At 69.5% G+C, this 17,494-nt stretch carries 15 protein-coding genes; 14 read left to right on the forward strand and 1 reads right to left on the reverse strand.

What is annotated here, in order from left to right:
* Positions 1 to 85 precede the first annotated feature (85 nt).
* The 13 genes from H483_RS35650 to tuf all read left to right on the forward strand — a co-directional run bounded on the left by H483_RS35650 (position 86) and on the right by tuf (position 16,193).
* A complete protein-coding gene (locus H483_RS35650) occupies positions 86 to 904 on the forward strand; it encodes a TIGR03084 family metal-binding protein (protein WP_017838177.1) in 819 nt (272 codons plus the stop codon).
* Positions 901 to 2,754, forward strand: a complete 1,854-nt coding sequence (locus tag H483_RS35655) for an acyclic terpene utilization AtuA family protein (RefSeq protein ID WP_017838178.1) — start codon at positions 901 to 903, stop codon at positions 2,752 to 2,754. Before H483_RS35650 ends, H483_RS35655 begins: the two co-directional genes overlap by 4 nt.
* Complete coding sequence (locus H483_RS35660; RefSeq protein ID WP_017838179.1) at positions 2,751 to 3,929, forward strand: acyl-CoA dehydrogenase family protein; 1,179 nt, start codon at positions 2,751 to 2,753, stop codon at positions 3,927 to 3,929. Before H483_RS35655 ends, H483_RS35660 begins: the two co-directional genes overlap by 4 nt.
* Positions 3,926 to 5,524: an acyl-CoA carboxylase subunit beta gene (locus tag H483_RS35665; RefSeq protein WP_017838180.1), complete on the forward strand. Its 1,599-nt coding sequence runs from the start codon at positions 3,926 to 3,928 to the stop codon at positions 5,522 to 5,524. Before H483_RS35660 ends, H483_RS35665 begins: the two co-directional genes overlap by 4 nt.
* A 38-nt stretch (positions 5,525 to 5,562) precedes the next feature.
* Positions 5,563 to 7,626: a biotin carboxylase N-terminal domain-containing protein gene (locus H483_RS35670; RefSeq protein ID WP_042330213.1), complete on the forward strand. Its 2,064-nt coding sequence runs from the start codon at positions 5,563 to 5,565 to the stop codon at positions 7,624 to 7,626.
* A gap of 5 nt (positions 7,627 to 7,631) precedes the next feature.
* Positions 7,632 to 8,813: an acyl-CoA dehydrogenase family protein gene (locus tag H483_RS35675; protein ID WP_017838182.1), complete on the forward strand. Its 1,182-nt coding sequence runs from the start codon at positions 7,632 to 7,634 to the stop codon at positions 8,811 to 8,813.
* A gap of 1 nt (position 8,814) precedes the next feature.
* The gene (locus H483_RS35680; RefSeq protein WP_017838183.1) at positions 8,815 to 9,612 is read left to right on the forward strand and encodes an enoyl-CoA hydratase family protein; all 798 of its coding nucleotides are present in this window, start codon (positions 8,815 to 8,817) and stop codon (positions 9,610 to 9,612) included.
* A gap of 66 nt (positions 9,613 to 9,678) precedes the next feature.
* Positions 9,679 to 10,812, forward strand: a complete 1,134-nt coding sequence (locus H483_RS35685) for an NDMA-dependent alcohol dehydrogenase (protein ID WP_017838184.1) — start codon at positions 9,679 to 9,681, stop codon at positions 10,810 to 10,812.
* 11 nt (positions 10,813 to 10,823) lie between these two features.
* Positions 10,824 to 11,474: a TetR/AcrR family transcriptional regulator gene (locus H483_RS35690; protein WP_017838185.1), complete on the forward strand. Its 651-nt coding sequence runs from the start codon at positions 10,824 to 10,826 to the stop codon at positions 11,472 to 11,474.
* A gap of 199 nt (positions 11,475 to 11,673) precedes the next feature.
* Entirely contained in the window at positions 11,674 to 12,045 is a 372-nt protein-coding gene (rpsL, locus tag H483_RS35695; RefSeq protein WP_017838186.1) for a 30S ribosomal protein S12, read from the forward strand.
* A complete protein-coding gene (gene rpsG, locus H483_RS35700; protein ID WP_017838187.1) occupies positions 12,045 to 12,515 on the forward strand; it encodes a 30S ribosomal protein S7 in 471 nt (156 codons plus the stop codon). Before rpsL ends, rpsG begins: the two co-directional genes overlap by 1 nt.
* Positions 12,516 to 12,715: 200 nt before the next feature.
* Positions 12,716 to 14,827, forward strand: a complete 2,112-nt coding sequence (fusA, locus tag H483_RS35705; RefSeq protein ID WP_017838188.1) for an elongation factor G — start codon at positions 12,716 to 12,718, stop codon at positions 14,825 to 14,827.
* A 175-nt stretch (positions 14,828 to 15,002) separates the two neighbouring features.
* Complete coding sequence (gene tuf / locus H483_RS35710; protein ID WP_017838189.1) at positions 15,003 to 16,193, forward strand: elongation factor Tu; 1,191 nt, start codon at positions 15,003 to 15,005, stop codon at positions 16,191 to 16,193.
* A gap of 140 nt (positions 16,194 to 16,333) precedes the next feature.
* On the opposite strand, the gene H483_RS35715 is transcribed toward tuf, so the two are convergent.
* The gene (locus H483_RS35715) at positions 16,334 to 16,606 is read right to left on the reverse strand and encodes a hypothetical protein (protein ID WP_017838190.1); all 273 of its coding nucleotides are present in this window, start codon (positions 16,604 to 16,606) and stop codon (positions 16,334 to 16,336) included.
* 551 nt (positions 16,607 to 17,157) lie between these two features.
* Between H483_RS35715 and rpsJ the strand changes: the two genes are divergently transcribed.
* The gene (gene rpsJ / locus H483_RS35720) at positions 17,158 to 17,463 is read left to right on the forward strand and encodes a 30S ribosomal protein S10 (protein ID WP_003938093.1); all 306 of its coding nucleotides are present in this window, start codon (positions 17,158 to 17,160) and stop codon (positions 17,461 to 17,463) included.
* Positions 17,464 to 17,494 lie beyond the last annotated feature (31 nt).

Here is a 17,494-nt window from a genome sequence, read left to right on the forward strand (position 1 = left end):
ACCGTGGGCCACCCTCCCAGTCGTCTCGGAGAAAAGCAAGCAAGCATGCTTGCTTTATTTGGGCGGAGGTGGAATCGTTCCCGCCATGACCAACCCCCCGCCCTCCGAGACGGAGGACCCGCACGCCGCCCTCGCCGCCCTCAGCGCCCGGGTGGACGAGCTCGTCGAGGCCGCCGGGTCCGATCGCTGGCACACCGCCACCCCGGCCGCGGGCTGGGACGTCGCCATGCAGATCGCCCACCTGGCCTGGACCGACGAGGTCTCCGTGACCGCCATCCGCGACGCGGACGCCTTCCAGGCCGTGGTGGACACGGCGATGGCCGACCCCGCCGGTTTCGTGGACGCCGGCGCCACGGAGGTCGCGGCCGCCGGCCGCGACGAGGTCCTGGCACGATGGCGCCTCGCCCGCGGTGAACTCGCCGACGCCCTCAAGGCCGCCGACCCGGGGGAGCAGATCCCGTGGTTCGGCCCGCCGATGCGGCCCAAGTCCATGACCACCGCCCGGATCATGGAGACCTGGGCCCACGGGGTGGACGTCGCGGACGGGCTCGGCGTGGCCGTCGCTGCCGACCCGGCCTTCCGCGCCGCCCTCCCGCACGTCGCCCGGCTGGGCTGGAAGACCAGAGGCTTCTCCTACCTGATGAACGGGCTCGAGGTCCCCGCCTCCGAGGTGCATCTCGCGCTCAGCCGGGCCGACGGCACCGTCCTCGAGTTCGGCCCGGACGACGCCCGGCAGCGCGTCACCGGACCGATCCTCGACTTCTGCCTGCTGGTGACGCAGCGGGTGCACCTCGACGACACGGCTCTCGAGGCCGTCGGCGAGGACGCGCGGGGCTGGCTGCGCATCGCCCAGGCGTTCGCCGGCCTCCCCGGCGGCGGCCGCGAGAAGGGAACCCGGGCATGACCGCGAACAACGCCCCGCTCCGCGTCGGCCCTGAGTCCACGGTGCCTCCGCTCCGCGTCGGCCCTGGGTCCACAGTGCCTCCGCTCCGCGTCGGCAACACGTCCGGGTTCTACGGCGACCGGTTCTCCGCCATGCGCGAGATGCTCGACGGCGGCGAGCTCGACGTCCTCACCGGTGACTACCTGGCCGAACTCACCATGCTCATCCTCGGCCGCGACCGGATAAAGAACGCCGAGCTGGGGTACGCCAAGACGTTCCTGCGCCAACTCGAGGACTGCCTCGCACTGGCACTGGAGAAGAACGTCACCATCGTCGCCAACGCGGGCGGGGTCAATCCGGCGGGTCTCGCCGACGCCGTCCGCGAACTGGCGGGCCGTCTCGGACTGTCCCCCGAGGTCGCCCACGTCGAGGGTGACGACCTCATCGCCCGGGTCGGCGAGCTCGACATCCCCGCCGACGCAGGGTTCCCCGTCACGGCCAACGCCTACCTCGGTGCCTTCGGCATCGCCCGGTGCCTGGACGCCGGGGCCGACATCGTCGTCACCGGTCGCGTCACCGACGCGTCGGTGATCGTGGGGCCGGCCATCAGCCACTTCGGTTGGGGCCGAGACGACCTCGACGCGCTCGCCGGCGCCACCGTCGCGGGTCACGTCATCGAGTGCGGGACCCAGGCCACGGGCGGCAACTACGCCTTCTTCAACCGGGGTGAGATCGCCGACCCCGTCGCCCCCGGCTTCCCGATCGCCGAGATCTCGTCCGACGGCACCTCCGTCATCACCAAGCACCCCGGAACGGGAGGTGCGGTCACCGTCGGCACCGTCACCTCGCAGTTGCTGTACGAGGTCACCGGGGCCCGGTACGGCGGCCCCGACGTCGTCACCCGACTCGACACCGCCACTCTCACGCAGGAGGGGCCCGACCGGGTGAGGATCTCCGGCGTGGTGGGAGAGGCGGCCCCGCCCACCACCAAGGTCTCCGTGACGTGCCTCGGCGGCTTCCGCAACGAGCTCACCTTCCTGCTCACCGGGCTGGACATCGAGGACAAGGCGGCGCTCGTGGAGCGCCAGTTCCTCGCCGGGCTGGCCACGCGACCCGCGGAGATCGACTTCCGTCTGCAGCGCACCGACCACCCCGACGCCGACACCCAGGCCGCCGCGACCGCGCTGCTCACCATCGTCGCGTGGGATCCGGACCCCGACGTCGTGGGCCGCGCCTTCTCGGACGCCGCCGTCGCGATGACGCTGGCCAGCTACCCGGGTGCCACCCCCAGCGCGCCGCCCGGACGCGGGGGCCCGTACGGCGTGTACGTCCCCGCCTACCTCCCGCAGGACGCGATCCCTCATGTCGCGGTGCTGCCCGACGGCACGAGGGTCGACATCGCGCCTCCGGAGGACACCCGTGAGATGGGCGACGGCCACGCGTCCGACGGACTCGACGCCGAGGGAGCTCCGCTGCCGGAGTGGTCGTCCTCGGAGTCCACCACCCGGAGGCCGCTGGGGGACGTGCTCGGCGCCCGCTCGGGCGACAAGGGCGGCACCGCCAACATCGGACTGTGGGCCGGTGATCAGAAGGCCTACCGCTGGATGCGCGACACCCTCACCGTCGAAGAGATCCGCCGACTTCTCCCCGAGACCGCCGACCTGGCGATCGAGCGGTACGAGCTGCCGCGCATCAACGCCCTGAACTTCGTCGTCGACGGCCTGCTCGGTAAGGGAGTCGCCCACGGCTACCGCTGGGATCCGCAGGCCAAGGGTCTCGCCGAGTGGCTGCGCTCCCGCGTCGTCGACGTCCCCCACGACATCACCGTCCCCGTCCTCGCCGTTCCGGCACCCGCGAAGGAGAACTCGTGACCATCCCGCCCCACGTACCGGGCGACCCCTGGTACTCCGACGAGAGTCTCGCCCTGCGCGAGACCACGACCCGCTTCGCCCAGCGCGAGATTCTGCCCCACCAGGACGAGTGGGAGGCCGCGGGCGTGCTCCCTCGTGAGCTCCACGCCAAGGCCGGTCAGCTGGGCCTGCTCGGGGTCTCGTTCCCCGAGGAGGTGGGCGGCGGGGGCGGCGACATGCGGGACTCGCTGATCGTGTGCGAGGCCCTCCACGAGGCCGGGGTCTCCGGCGGTGTGTTCGCCTCGCTGTTCACCTGCGGCATCGCCACGCCGCACCTGGCCCAGTCCGGCAGGCCCGATCAGATCGAGCGCTGGGTCGCGCCCACGCTCGCCGGCGAGATGATCGGCTCCCTGGCGATCACCGAACCCGGCGGTGGCTCCGACGTCGGACGTCTCACCACCACCGCCCGCCGGGACGGGGACCACTTCGTCGTCAACGGCGCCAAGACGTACATCACCTCCGGCACCCGCGCCGACTTCGTGGTGACCGCCGTGCGCACCGGTGGTGATGAGCTCAGGGGGGCGGCGGGCGTGAGTCTGCTCGTCATCCCCACCGACACTCCCGGTTTCCACCGCTCGGCCCCGCTGGAGAAGCTGGGCTGGCGCGCCTCGGACACCGCCGAGCTGACGTTCACCGACTGCCGGGTTCCCGTGGAGAACCTCGTCGGCACCGAGAACGACGGGTTCGCGCAGATCGCGATCGGCTTCGTGGGAGAGCGCGCGGCGCTTGCCGCGCAGGGGTACTCCCACGCCCAGCGGTGCCTGGACCTGACCCTGGACTGGGTCCGCGAGCGGGAGACCTTCGGCCGACCCCTGCTCTCCCGGCAGGCCGTGCAGAACAGCATCACCGAGATGGCCCGCCGCATCGATGTCGCCCGCACTTACACCCACCGCTGCGTGGACCTGGCCGAGGCTGGGCACGATTCGATCGCCGAGGTCTGCTTTGCCAAGAACACCGCCGTCGAGTGCGCGGAGTGGGTCGCGACCCAAGCGCTCCAGCTCTTCGGGGGACTCGGGTACATGGCCGAGTCCGAGGTGAGCCGACAGTTCCGCGATGTCCGCCTGTTGGGCATCGGCGGCGGGACCACCGAGATCCTCACCACCCTCGCCGGACGTCGACTGGGGTACACCGCATGACCGTCCTGCGCTCCACACTCGACACCACCGGCGCCGAGTTCGCCGCCGCCAGAGCCGCCATGGAGGACAAGCTCACCCGGCTCGCGGCCGATCTCGACCCCGCTCTCGCCGGAGGCGGCGAGCGCAAGGTCGCCCGCCACCGCGAGCGGGGCAAGTTCACCGCCCGGGAGCGGATCGACATGGTCCTCGACCGCGAGTCGCCGTTCCTCGAGCTGTGCGCACTGGCCGCGTGGGGCTCCGACTTCCAGACCGGTGCCTCCGTGGTCGCCGGAATCGGAGTGGTCGAGGGCGTCGAGTGCCTGCTCATCGCCAACGACCCGACGGTCAAGGGCGGCACCTCCAACCCGTGGACACTGCGCAAGATCCTGCGCCTCAACGACGTGGCCATGAAGAACCGGCTGCCGGTGATCAGCCTCGTCGAGTCCGGGGGCGCCGACCTGCCCACGCAGAAGGAGGTGTTCATCCCGGGAGGAGCGCTCTTCCGCGACCTCACCCGGTTGTCGAAGGCGGGCATCCCCACCATCGCGGTGGTCTACGGGAACTCCACCGCGGGCGGGGCGTACGTCCCGGGGATGAGCGACCACGTGGTCATGATCGAGGAGCGCTCGAAGGTGTTCCTCGCGGGGCCGCCCCTCGTCAAGGCCGCCACCGGCGAGATCGCCGACGAGGAGACCCTCGGTGGCGCGGACATGCACGCCCGCGTCTCCGGTCTGGCCGACCACCTCGCCGCCGACGAGGCCGACGCGGCGCGCATCACGCGCGGCATCGTCCGCCGGCTCAACTGGACCAAGTCCGGGCGGGCCCCGCGCGCCGGGGTCGCCCCGCCGCTGTACGACGCCGAGGACCTCCTCGGCATCGTCCCGGACGACCTCAAGATCCCGTTCGATCCGCGCGAGATCATCGCGCGCGTCGTGGACGCATCCGACTTCGACGAGTTCAAGCCGCTCTACGGGGCGAGCCTGGTGACCGGGTGGGCCGAGATCCACGGATACCCGGTCGGCATCATCGCCAACGCCCGCGGTGTGCTGTTCAGTGCGGAGGCGCAGAAGGCCACGCAGTTCATCGAGCTGGCCAACCGCTACGACACCCCGCTGCTCTTCATGCACAACACCACCGGCTACATGGTGGGCTCCGAGTACGAGCGCGGCGGCATCATCAAGCACGGGTCGATGATGATCAACGCGGTCTCCAACTCCGAGGTCCCGCACCTGTCGCTCATCACCGCGGCCTCCTACGGCGCGGGCCACTACGGCATGTGCGGCCGCGCGTTCGACCCCCGGTTCCTCTACACGTGGCCGAGCGCCAAGTCCGCGGTCATGGGGGGCCAGCAGCTCGCCGACGTGGTGACCTCCGTGGCCGCCGCGGCCTCGGCCGCGCGGGGCGAGGAGATGAGCCAGGAGACGATCGACGGCCTCAAGACCATGATCGCCGACCAGATCGAGAAGGAATCGCTGCCGGCCTTCCTGTCCGGGATGCTCTACGACGACGGCATCATCGACCCCCGCGACACCCGGACCGTCCTGGGTCTGAGCCTGTCCGCGATCCACTCCGGACACGTCGCCGGAACCGACCGCTTCGGCGTCTTCCGGATGTGAGGAACTCCATCATGCAGAACGCACCCACCCCTGCCCCGATCACCCCTGTCCCGATCACCTCGGTTCTCGTCGCCAACCGCGGGGAGATCGCCCGCCGTGTCCACCGCACCGCCCGCGCACTGGGCATGACCACGGTGGCGGTCTACTCCGACGCCGATGCCGAGGCGCCCCACACCCGCGAGGCCGATGCCGCGGTCCGATTGCCGGGCAACACCCCCGGGGAGACCTACCTGCGCGGTGACCTGGTCATCGCCGCGGCGAGGGCCGCCGGCGCCGACGCGGTCCACCCGGGCTACGGGTTCCTGTCCGAGAACGCCGGGTTCGCTCGCGACGTGATCGACGCGGGGCTCACCTGGGTCGGCCCGCCGGTGTCCGCCATCGAGGCGATGGGCTCGAAGATCGAGGCCAAGAAGATGATGGGCGAGGCGGGCGTGCCCATGCTCACCGATCTCGAGCCGGCCGACGTCACCGAGGACATGCTCCCGGTACTCGTCAAGGCGTCCGCGGGCGGCGGCGGTCGGGGCATGCGGATCGTCCGCACCCTCGACGCGCTCCACGACGAGATCGCCGCCGCGCAGCGCGAGGCCAGGTCGGCCTTCGGTGACGACGCGGTGTTCTGCGAACGATTCCTCGAGCGTGGCCGCCACATCGAGGTCCAGATCATGGCCGACTCCCACGGGACCGTGTGGGCGGTGGGGGAGCGCGAGTGCTCCATCCAGCGGCGCCACCAGAAGGTCATCGAGGAGGCGCCGAGCCCGCTGGTCGAGCGGACCCCGGGGATGCGCGAGAAGCTGTATTCGGCCGCCCGCGACGCGGCGTCCGCGATCGGGTACACCGGCGCCGGCACGGTCGAGTTCCTCGCCACCGACGACGGCGAGTTCTTCTTCCTCGAGATGAACACCCGTCTCCAGGTGGAGCACCCGGTCACCGAGGCCACGACAGGCCTGGACCTGGTGGCGCTCCAGCTGGATGTGGCCGCGGGACTGCCGCTACCGTCCCCCGAACCCCCGGCCGCCCACGGCTGGTCCGTCGAGGCGCGTCTCTACGCCGAGGACCCGGCCCACGACTACACCCCGGGCTCGGGCACGCTCTGGGCGCTCGACGTCCCCGGGGTCTCCACCCGGTTCGAGGGTCCCCACCGACCCGGCATCCGGCTGGACAGCGGTGTCGAGCCGGGGCCGGACGGGGCGCTCATCGGGGTGCACTACGACCCCATGCTCGCCAAGGTCATCTCCTACGGTCGCACCCGCTCCGAGGCCTGTGCCTCCCTGGCCGGTGCCCTCGCCCGGGCGAGGGTCCACGGGCTGACCACCAACCGCGCCCAGCTCGTCCGGGTGCTGCGCCACCCCGAGTTCATCGCCGGCAACCTGTCCACCGCGTTCCTCGACGACCACGGGTCCGCTGCGCTCGCCGCCCCGCTCGCCGACGACGAGGCCGTGCGGATCTCGGCCCTGGCCGCCGCGCTGGTGTCCGGGACCGCCGACCACGCCGCCGGCCCCGTGCCGCTGGCCCGGGCCGGATTCCGGAACGTCGGCCGCACCCTGCAGAGGCGGATTCTGCGCCATGGCGAGGAGGACCTCGAGGTGGCCTATTTCCGCGACCGTTCCGGCGCCCACCCGGATGGTGATCTCGCGGAGGTCGTCGACGTCGGACAGGTCCGCCCCGACGCGGTGGACCTCGAGATCAGGGGAGTCCGCCACACTTTCTCCGTGAACCGGTACGAGGTGGCCGGCTCGGACACCGTCGTGGAGGTGGACTCGCCCCTCGGACCGGTCTCGTTCGTCGAACCGCCCCGCTACACCGATCCCGGAGCGGAGGTCGCCGCGGGATCGCTGCTCGCCCCCATGCCGGGCGCGGTCATCCGGGTGGCCGTCTCCGTGGGGGACACCGTCACCGCCGGCCAACCGCTGTTGTGGATGGAGGCCATGAAGATGGAACACACCATCTCCGCGGCCGTGGACGGCGTCGTCAGCGAGCTCCCCGTCGAGGTGGGCACGCAGGTCGAGACCGGCACCATCCTCGCCGTCGTCGCTGAGCCCGACAGCACTGAGCCCGACAGCACCGAGCCCGACAGCACCGACACCACCACCCCCCAGGAGTGACCACGATGACCGACCTCTCACAGATCCCCAACCCCGTCGTCGACACCGAGGAGCAGACGCAACTCCGCAAGGTGGCCTTCGACCTGGGCTCGCGCTACGGCATGGAGTACATGCGCGAGAAGTCCGACGCCGGCGAGACCACCGACGAGCTGTGGACCGAGGCCGGCAAGCTCGGGCTGCTGGGGGTGAACCTGCCCGAGGAGTACGGCGGCGGTGGGGCCGGCATGACCGAGCTCGCGATGGTCGAGGAGGAACTCTCCGCCGCGGGTGCCGGCCTGCTCATGATGGTGGTCTCGCCCGCCATCAACGGCACGATCATCTCGCGCTTCGGTACCGAGGAGCAGAAGAAGCGCTGGCTTCCGGGCCTGGCCTCGGGCGAGATCATCACCTCGTTCGCCATCACCGAGCCGGACGCCGGATCCAACTCCCACGCCATCACCACCACGGCACGCCGGGACGGCGCGGACTTCCTGCTCAGCGGGCAGAAGACCTACATCTCGGGGGTCGACCAGGCCGACGCGATCCTCGTGGTGGCCCGACTGGAGGGGGCGACAAGCGGGAAGCTCCAGCCGGCGCTGTTCATGGTGCCCACCGACGCACCGGGCCTCGAGCGCACCCACATCCCCACCGAGGTGCGCACGCCCGAGCGGCAGTTCCAGCTGTACTTCGACGATGTCCGGTTGCCCGCCGACGCGCTCATCGGCGACGGCGACACGGCGCTGCTCATGCTCTTCGCGGGCCTCAACCCCGAGCGCATCATGGCCTCCGGCATGGCGATCGGCTCCGCGCGTTACGCGATGGACAAGGCCACGACGTACGCGAACGAGCGCTCCGTGTGGAAGTCCCCGATCGGCGCACACCAGGGCATCGCCCACCCGCTCGCGCAGTGCAAGATCGAGCTGGAGCTGGCCCGGCTCATGATGCGCAAGGCCGCCGCGCTCGTGGACGCCGGCCTGGACGACCTCGCGGGCGAGGCGGCCAACATGGCCAAGTACGCCTCCGGCGAGGTCTCCGCCCGGACCGTCGACCAGGCCATCCAGACCCTCGGCGGCAACGGCCTGTCGGTGGAGTACGGCCTCGCCGGGATGCTCGCCGCGTCGCGCCTGCCGCGCATCGCCCCGGTCAGCCGGGAGATGATCCTCAACTACGTGGCCCAGCACTCGCTCGGGCTGCCGAGGAGCTACTGACATGGCCGCGGAAGGCGAGCAGGTGCTGGTGCGCTATGAGGTCTCCGGCGGCGCGGCCCGCGTGACCCTGGACTCGCAGCACAACCGCAACGCCATCTCGACCGCACTGGTCGCGCAGCTGCACGCCGCACTGGACCGGGCGGCCGCCGATGACGACGCCCGTGTGGTGGTCCTCGGTCACGCCGGCGGCACCTTCTGCGCCGGAGCCGACCTCTCCGAGGCCTCCGCGAGCCAGGGGAGTCCCGAGGCCCAGGCCGCCGAGCGGACCCGGGTCTTCCTCGGGTTGCTGCGCGCGATCCTCTCGCACCCCAAGCCGGTGATCGCCGCCGTGGACGGCCACGTCCGTGCCGGAGGGATGGGGCTGGTGGCCGCCTGCGATCTCGCCCTGGCGGGGCCGGCCTCGACGTTCGCGCTCACCGAGGTCCGCCTCGGTCTGGCGGCGGCCATGATCTCGGTGCCGCTCGCGGCGCGGATCACCTCGCGAGACCTCTCCCGCGCCCTGCTGACCGGTGAGAAGTTCGATTCCGAGCACGCCCGGCGGATCGGACTGATCACGGAGGCGGTCGAGGACCTCGAGGCCGCGGTCGGTGACCTCGTCGACGCGTTCCGGCCCTGCTCCCCGCAGGGACTCGCCGAGAACAAGGCGTTGCTCGCGGCACCGATCCTGGCCGATCTCGACGCTCGGGGTGAGGACCTGGCAGGGGTGACCGCCCGCCTGTTCACGACCGCCGAGGTTGCCGAGGGGATGACCGCATTTCTTGAACGCCGTCCGCCCTCCTGGGCGACGCCGGACGCGTAGCGTATGCGATGTCGTTGATGTGTGACCTCCCCCACATCGCCCGGGATCGAACCGAGAGGTAATGCCATGCGCACCAGAGCAGCCATCATCCGCGAGCCCAAGCAGGACGCCTGGGAGATCGTCGACGTCGACATCGACGATCCCAAGGCGGGGGAGGTACAGGTCAAACTGGCCGCCTCGGGCCTCTGCCACTCGGACGAGCACCTGCTCACCGGCGACCTCCAGTTCGAGACCTACCCGATCATGGGCGGTCACGAGGGAGCCGGTGTGGTGACGAAGGTGGGAGAGGGCGTCACCGGGTTCGAGGAGGGCGACCACGTGGTCCTCGCGTTCATCCCCGCCTGTGGCGTCTGCCCGCCCTGTTCGGAGGGACTCCAGAATCTCTGCGACAACGGCGCCGGGCTGCTCAGCGGTCGGGCGATCAGCGACGACGGCTTCCGTGTGCACACCGCCGACGGTCAACCCGTCGCCACCATGTGCGTCCTGGGCACGTTCGCGCCGCACGTCACCGTGCACCAGTCCTCGGTGGTCAAGATCGAGAAGGACATCCCGCTCGACAAGGCCGCCCTGCTCGGATGCGGCGTCTGCACGGGCTGGGGCTCGGCCACGGAGATCGGTCAGGCCAAGGAGGGCGACATCGTGGTGGTCGTCGGGGTGGGCGGGATCGGGATCAACTCGGTGCAGGGCGCGGCCGCCGCGGGCGCGCGTGTCATCGTGGCCGTGGACCCCGTGGAGTTCAAGAGGGAGAAGGCGATGGAGTTCGGGGCCACCCACACGTGTGCCTCGATGGACGAGGCCATGGCGCTGGTGGGGGAGCTGAGCTGGGGCCGGATGGCGGACCTGGTCCTGCTCACCATGGGGATCGTGGAGGGTAAGGACCTGCTGCCCGGGTTGATGCTCACCGGTAAGGGGCGCCGCTGCGTGGTGGTGGGGCTGGGGGACATGATGGCGGTCGACGCCCAGATCTCCATCCTCGACCTGGCCATGCAGCAGAAGACGCTCCAGGGCGCGATCTTCGGCGGCACCGGGCCCCGCAAGCAGATCCCGCACCTGCTCCACCAGTACCGCGCGGGCAACCTCAAGCTCGACGAGTTGGTCACCAGGACGTACCGGCTCGACGAGATCAACCAGGGGTACCAGGACATGCGTGACGGCAAGAACATCCGCGGTGTGATCATCTACGACGAGCAGGACTGGTAACAGGAGGAGCGATGACGGCACCCGAGAAGCGGGCCCCCAAGCAGGACCGTAGCCGCCTGACGCGGGAACGACTCCTCGGTGCATCGATCGACCTCCTCGCCACCCAGGGCTGGGCGGCGACCACCGTGGGGGCGGTGGCCGCCGCCGCCGGCGTCTCACGGGGCGCCGCCCAGCACCACTTCCCGACCCGGGAGGATCTCATCACCGCCGCCCTCGGGCACATGATCGAGCAGCGGCTCGAGGACGTCCGGAGGGTGGGCCTGGATCTGCCGGAGCCGGGCCCCGAACGCACGGTCGCCGTGGTCCGGCTGATCGTCCAGCACTACACCTCGGACCTCTTCAAGGCCGCGCTCCACGTGTGGACCGCCGCGGCCAGCGACCCGGCGCTGCGCGACCGGGTGCTGCCGTTCGAGACCCACATGTCCCGCGAGGTCTTGGTGATCGCCGCCGACGCCCTCGGATACGATCCCGCCGACCTACGGGTGCGTCGGCCCCTGCAGGCGACCCTCGACCTGGCACGCGGGCTCGGGCTCGCGGACGTGCTCTCCGATGACTCGGCCCGTCGCGAGAAGGTCATCCGGTACTGGGCCGAGACGCTGGACGTGATGCTGGCGCAGGTCCCGGTGGCGTCGGACCGGGACTCCGCCCCGGCCGCGTTTTGACCGATCCTCACGGGGGCGGTTAGGCTTGACCATCGTGCTCGCAGTACGCGAGCTGGAGGATCGTGCCCAGTAGGCCAGCGAGAGCGGCTGACGTGGTCGCCCGTGCGCCCGTCGGGGAGCGCGAGAGTCCGGATACGAGCAACGTCCCAGTGACCGGTGGTCGCCCCCGAGGAGGCCGCCAGCTAGAGAAAGTCGGTTCATGCCAACCATCAACCAGCTGGTCCGCAAGGGCCGCCAGGACAAGAAGTCCTCGACAGCGACGGCGGCGCTCAAGGGCTCGCCCCAGCGTCGTGGCGTGTGCACCCGCGTGTACACAACCACCCCCAAGAAGCCGAACTCCGCGCTGCGCAAGGTCGCCCGTGTGCGCCTGACCAGTGGCATCGAGGTCTCCGCCTACATCCCCGGTGAGGGCCACAACCTCCAGGAGCACTCCATGGTGCTCGTCCGTGGCGGTCGTGTGAAGGACCTCCCGGGTGTCCGTTACAAGATCATCCGCGGCTCCCTCGACACGCAGGGCGTGAAGGACCGCAAGCAGGCCCGCTCCCGCTACGGCGCCAAGAAGGAGAAGTAATGCCTCGTAAGGGTCCCGCCCCGAAGCGCCAGCTGATCAACGATCCGGTCTACGGTTCGCCGCTGGTCACGCAGCTCGTCAACAAGATCCTCCTCGACGGCAAGAAGACGACCGCCGAGCGCATCGTCTACTCCGCGCTGGAGATCTGCCGTGAGAAGACCGGGACCGATCCGGTCCTCACCCTCAAGAAGGCGCTCGACAACGTCAAGCCCGCCCTCGAGGTCCGCTCCCGCCGCGTCGGCGGCGCCACCTACCAGGTGCCCGTCGAGGTCCGCCCCGGGCGTTCCACGACCCTGGCCATGCGCTGGCTGGTGAACTTCTCCCGGCAGCGTCGTGAGAACAGCATGGTCGAGCGGCTCGCCAACGAGATCCTCGACGCCTCCAACGGCCTGGGTGCCGCGGTCAAGCGTCGCGAGGACACCCACAAGATGGCCGAGGCCAACCGGGCGTTCGCGCACTACCGCTGGTGATCCAGCCGGGCCCCGGAGCGGGGGGACGCCCACGGGGCGTCACCGCTCCGGGGCCCCCCGGCCGCCCCGAGGGTGGCATCATTGAACGAGGGTCGCCTCTCGCGTGAGCGAGTCACGGCACGGCCCAGGACAACAGACCCGGTCCGGACGGTCCACCATGACCGCACGGCCCACCTAAGACTCATGATCGGGGATCATCCGTGGCACAGGACGTGCTGACCGACCTCAACAAGGTCCGCAACATCGGCATCATGGCGCACATCGACGCCGGTAAGACGACCGTCACCGAGCGCATCCTGTTCTACACGGGTGTCAACCGGAAGATCGGCGAGACGCACGACGGCGCCTCGACCACCGACTGGATGGAGCAGGAGAAGGAGCGCGGCATCACCATCACGTCGGCCGCCGTCACCTGTTTCTGGGACAACAACCAGATCAACATCATCGACACCCCGGGCCACGTCGACTTCACGGTCGAGGTCGAGCGGTCGCTGCGCGTGCTCGACGGCGCGGTCGCGGTCTTCGACGGCAAGGAGGGCGTCGAGCCCCAGTCGGAGCAGGTGTGGCGCCAGGCGGAGAAGTACGACGTCCCGCGTATCTGTTTTGTCAACAAGATGGACAAGATGGGCGCGGACTTTTACTACACCGTGCAGACCATCATCGACCGTCTCGGTGCCAAGCCGCTCGTCCTGCAGCTGCCCATCGGCGCGGAGGACGAGTTCGACGGGGTCATCGACCTCGTGGACATGAAGGCCCTCGTCTGGCCCGGCGTCACGCCGATCGGCACCGAGGCCACGGTCCAGGAGATCCCCGCGGAGCTCAAGGACAAGGCGGACGAGTACCGCGAGAAGCTCCTCGAGGCCGTCGCCGAGAGCGACGAGGCCCTCATGGAGAAGTACTTCGGCGGCGAGGAGCTGACGAAGGACGAGATCCAGGCCGCGATCCGCAAGATGACGGTCAACGCCGAGATCTACCCGGTGCTGTGTGGTTCGGCGTACAAGAACAAGGGCGTCCAGCCCCTGCTCGACGCCGTCATCTCCTACCTGCCCAACCCGTTGGACGTCGGCTCGATCCACGGTCACGCGGTCGGGAACGAGGAGACGGAGATCCGTCGTCAGCCGTCGAAGGACGAGCCGTTCGCGGCGCTGGCGTTCAAGATCGCCGTGCACCCGTTCTTCGGTGAGCTCACCTTCGTGCGCGTGTACTCGGGCCGGATCGACCCGAGCACCCAGGTCATGAACGCGACCAAGGGCAAGAAGGAGCGCGTCGGCAAGCTCTTCCAGATGCACGCCAACAAGGAGATGCCCGTCGAGGAGGCCGTGGCCGGCCACATCTACGCGTTCATCGGACTCAAGGACACGACCACGGGTGACACCCTGTGCGACCTGAACAACCAGGTCATCCTCGAGTCGATGACGTTCCCGGCGCCGGTGATCGACGTGTCGATCGAGCCCAAGACCAAGGCGGACCAGGAGAAGCTCGGCACCGCGATCCAGAAGCTGGCCCGTGAGGACCCGACGTTCTCCGTCCGCCTGGACGACGAGACCGGTCAGACCGTCATCGGCGGCATGGGCGAGCTCCACCTGGACGTCCTCGTCGACCGGATGAAGCGCGAGTTCAAGGTCGAGGCCAACGTCGGCAAGCCGCAGGTCGCGTACCGCGAGACCATCAAGGGCACGGTCGAGAAGTACGACTACACCCACAAGAAACAGACCGGTGGTTCGGGTCAGTTCGCCAAGGTCCAGATCCGTCTCGAGCCGCTCCCCCAGGAGCAGGTCGAGGAGGGCGAGACCTACGAGTTCGACGACAAGGTCACCGGTGGCCGGGTGCCCAAGGAGTACATCCCCTCCGTGGACGCCGGCATCAAGGACGCCATGCAGTACGGCGTCCTGGCCGGGTACCCGATGGTCAACGTCAAGGCGACCCTCGTCGACGGCGCGTACCACGAGGTCGACTCCTCGGAGATGGCGTTCAAGGTCGCGGGCTCGATGGCCTTCAAGGAGGCCGCGCGCAAGTGTCAGCCGGTGATCCTGGAGCCGCTCATGGCGGTCGAGGTCATCACCCCCGAGGACTACATGGGCGACGTCATCGGCGACATCAACTCCAGGCGCGGCCAGATCCAGGCGATGGAGGAGCGCTCCGGCGCCCGCGTCGTCAAGGCCAACGTGCCGCTGTCCGAGATGTTCGGCTACGTCGGCGACCTCCGGTCGCGGACGCAGGGCCGGGCCAACTACTCGATGGTCTTCTCCCACTACGCCGAGGTTCCGGCGAGTGTGTCCAAGGAGATCATCGCCAAGGCGACCGGCGAGTAACCGGTACTGGTCCCGCCCGGCCGAGAGGCAGGGCGGGGCCGATGCCGGCGGCGCACGGTCGAACCTCCGGGTGGCCGCCGGTTCGTGCCCATAGCGGCACGATGAGTAAGATCAGATCCCACACAATGCAGTGCCCACCTCGAGGTGGGGACAGACCAGTCCAGGAGGACACACAGTGGCGAAGGCGAAGTTCGAGCGGACCAAACCGCACGTTAACATCGGCACCATCGGTCACGTCGACCATGGCAAGACCACCACCACCGCGGCCATCACCAAGGTCCTGGCGGACACCTACCCGGATCTCAACGACGCGTTCGCGTTCGACGAGATCGACAAGGCGCCGGAGGAGAAGGCTCGTGGTATCACGATCAACATCTCCCACGTCGAGTACCAGACCGAGAAGCGCCACTACGCGCACGTCGACGCCCCGGGCCACGCGGACTACATCAAGAACATGATCACCGGTGCCGCCCAGATGGACGGCGCGATCCTGGTCGTGGCGGCCACCGACGGCCCGATGCCGCAGACGCGTGAGCACGTGCTGCTCGCCCGCCAGGTCGGCGTTCCCTACATCCTCGTCGCCCTCAACAAGTGCGACATGGTCGACGACGAGGAGATCCTCGAGCTCGTCGAGATGGAGGTGCGTGAGCTCCTCGCCTCGCAGGAGTTCGACGAGGACGCCCCCGTCGTCCACATCTCGGCCCTCAAGGCGCTCGAGGGTGACGAGAAGTGGGTCCAGGCCATCCGTGACCTCATGCAGGCCTGCGACGACTCCGTCCCGGATCCCGAGCGTGAGACGGACAAGCCGTTCCTCATGCCCGTCGAGGACGTCTTCACGATCACCGGTCGTGGCACCGTCGTCACCGGTCGTATCGAGCGTGGCCAGATCAACGTCAACGAGGATGTCGAGCTCATCGGCATCAAGGACAAGGCCACCAAGACCACCATCACGGGCATCGAGATGTTCCGTAAGCTCCTCGACTACGGCGAGGCCGGCGACAACGTCGGTCTGCTCGTCCGTGGCCTCAAGCGCGAGGAGGTCGAGCGCGGCCAGGTCGTCATCAAGCCGGGCGCCTACACCCCGCACACGAATTTCGAGGGCCAGGCGTACATCCTGTCCAAGGACGAGGGCGGCCGTCACACGCCGTTCTTCAACAACTACCGGCCGCAGTTCTACTTCCGCACCACGGACGTGACCGGCGTCGTGACCCTCCCCGAGGGCACCGAGATGGTCATGCCGGGCGACAACACCGAGATGAGCGTCGAGCTCATCCAGCCGGTCGCCATGGACGAGGGCCTGCGCTTCGCGATCCGTGAGGGTGGCCGCACCGTCGGCGCCGGTCAGGTCACGAAGATCATCAAGTGATCGACTGACCCGTCGGGTCGGACGCGACGTCCGGACCGTATGAGGAAGGGGCGCCCCACCGCGAGGTGGGGCGCCCCTTCGTCGTCGTCCCGGGTCTCGATCCGCCAGGTTCCGGGGCGGGTGCCCGTCACCGGGAAGGGCTACCGGCGGCGACCCATGACGCTCATGGCCATCGAGAGCCCGACCGCGGCCATCCCGGCCAGGGCGGTCACCGCCACGGCGGCGACCTGCTCGGCCGTCGCCGCGTGATCCGGACGGCTCCCACCGACGACGCCGTGCCGGCGGTCGACCTCCTCGAGAGCACGTAGCATCGCGTCGGGGTCTCCGCCCTTGTCCGGGTGATGCCGCAGGACGGCTTGACGCCGATCCCGCTTGTAGGCGGCGGGGTCGCGCGGTTCGCGTCGGCTGTTCACGTTCTGCACTCCTGGGGGATGAGGCGCCGAGAGGGCGCTGATGATTCGACGGTACCTAAGGCGAGGCGCCCCGCGCACGCCATCTCCGAGCGGTCGTCCACGGCGATTTTGATCCCGCGGGGTCCGTGCGGCATACTGGTCGAGTTGCCCGGACAAGGCGGCGATCTCGTGTGGCCCTCGGCCCGCGGGGGAACCGGGTTGGTCGGGCGAGCACGACAGGGGCGGGTGAGCGATCACCCGCCGGAAAAGTGGGAGGGCGACACGCCCGACCGCGTGGACGCGTCGTGACACGTCAACAGCGGCAGCGGATCGGTTCCGCCGTCACCCTCGCCTCGCGGGAGTGCGGCTCTCCATCCTCTGGAGGGCTCATCATCGTGTCACGTTCGCGTGCTCACGACGGCGTTCCTCCACGACGGAGCACCGATGCACGAGACCGGGCGGTAGACGGTCTGACGGTGTCATGTACGACAAGCGAACACACCAGGTGTCCCCCGCGCAGCGAGGGCGCTCACGACAGCCGCCTTCACGGGCGGAGGGAGAAAGAGGACGAAGTGGCGGGACAAAAGATCCGCATCCGGCTCAAGGCCTACGACCACGAGGCCATCGACGCCTCGGCGCGCAAGATCGTCGAGACGGTCACCCGCACGGGAGCTCGTGTCGTCGGCCCGGTGCCGTTGCCGACCGAGAAGAACGTGTACTGCGTCATCCGCTCGCCGCACAAGTACAAGGACTCGCGCGAGCACTTCGAGATGCGCACCCACAAGCGGTTGATCGACATCCTCGACCCCACGCCCAAGACCGTGGACGCGCTCATGCGCATCGACCTGCCTGCCAGCGTCGACGTCAACATCCAGTGACCTCCGACCGAGCAGCGGTCAGCAAGCAACG

This window comes from Dietzia sp. UCD-THP (genome assembly GCF_000349585.1).
GTDB lineage: Bacteria > Actinomycetota > Actinomycetes > Mycobacteriales > Mycobacteriaceae > Dietzia > Dietzia natronolimnaea_A.

Coding starts and splice junctions, on each gene's coding strand:
- H483_RS35685 (WP_017838184.1), top strand. CDS start 9,679: ATGCGCACCAGAGCAGCCATCATCCGCGAGCCCAAGCAGGACGCCTGG.
- rpsG (WP_017838187.1), top strand. CDS start 12,045: ATGCCTCGTAAGGGTCCCGCCCCGAAGCGCCAGCTGATCAACGATCCG.
- rpsL (WP_017838186.1), top strand. CDS start 11,674: ATGCCAACCATCAACCAGCTGGTCCGCAAGGGCCGCCAGGACAAGAAG.
- H483_RS35675 (WP_017838182.1), top strand. CDS start 7,632: ATGACCGACCTCTCACAGATCCCCAACCCCGTCGTCGACACCGAGGAG.
- H483_RS35680 (WP_017838183.1), top strand. CDS start 8,815: ATGGCCGCGGAAGGCGAGCAGGTGCTGGTGCGCTATGAGGTCTCCGGC.
- H483_RS35655 (WP_017838178.1), top strand. CDS start 901: ATGACCGCGAACAACGCCCCGCTCCGCGTCGGCCCTGAGTCCACGGTG.
- H483_RS35650 (WP_017838177.1), top strand. CDS start 86: ATGACCAACCCCCCGCCCTCCGAGACGGAGGACCCGCACGCCGCCCTC.
- H483_RS35690 (WP_017838185.1), top strand. CDS start 10,824: ATGACGGCACCCGAGAAGCGGGCCCCCAAGCAGGACCGTAGCCGCCTG.
- H483_RS35665 (WP_017838180.1), top strand. CDS start 3,926: ATGACCGTCCTGCGCTCCACACTCGACACCACCGGCGCCGAGTTCGCC.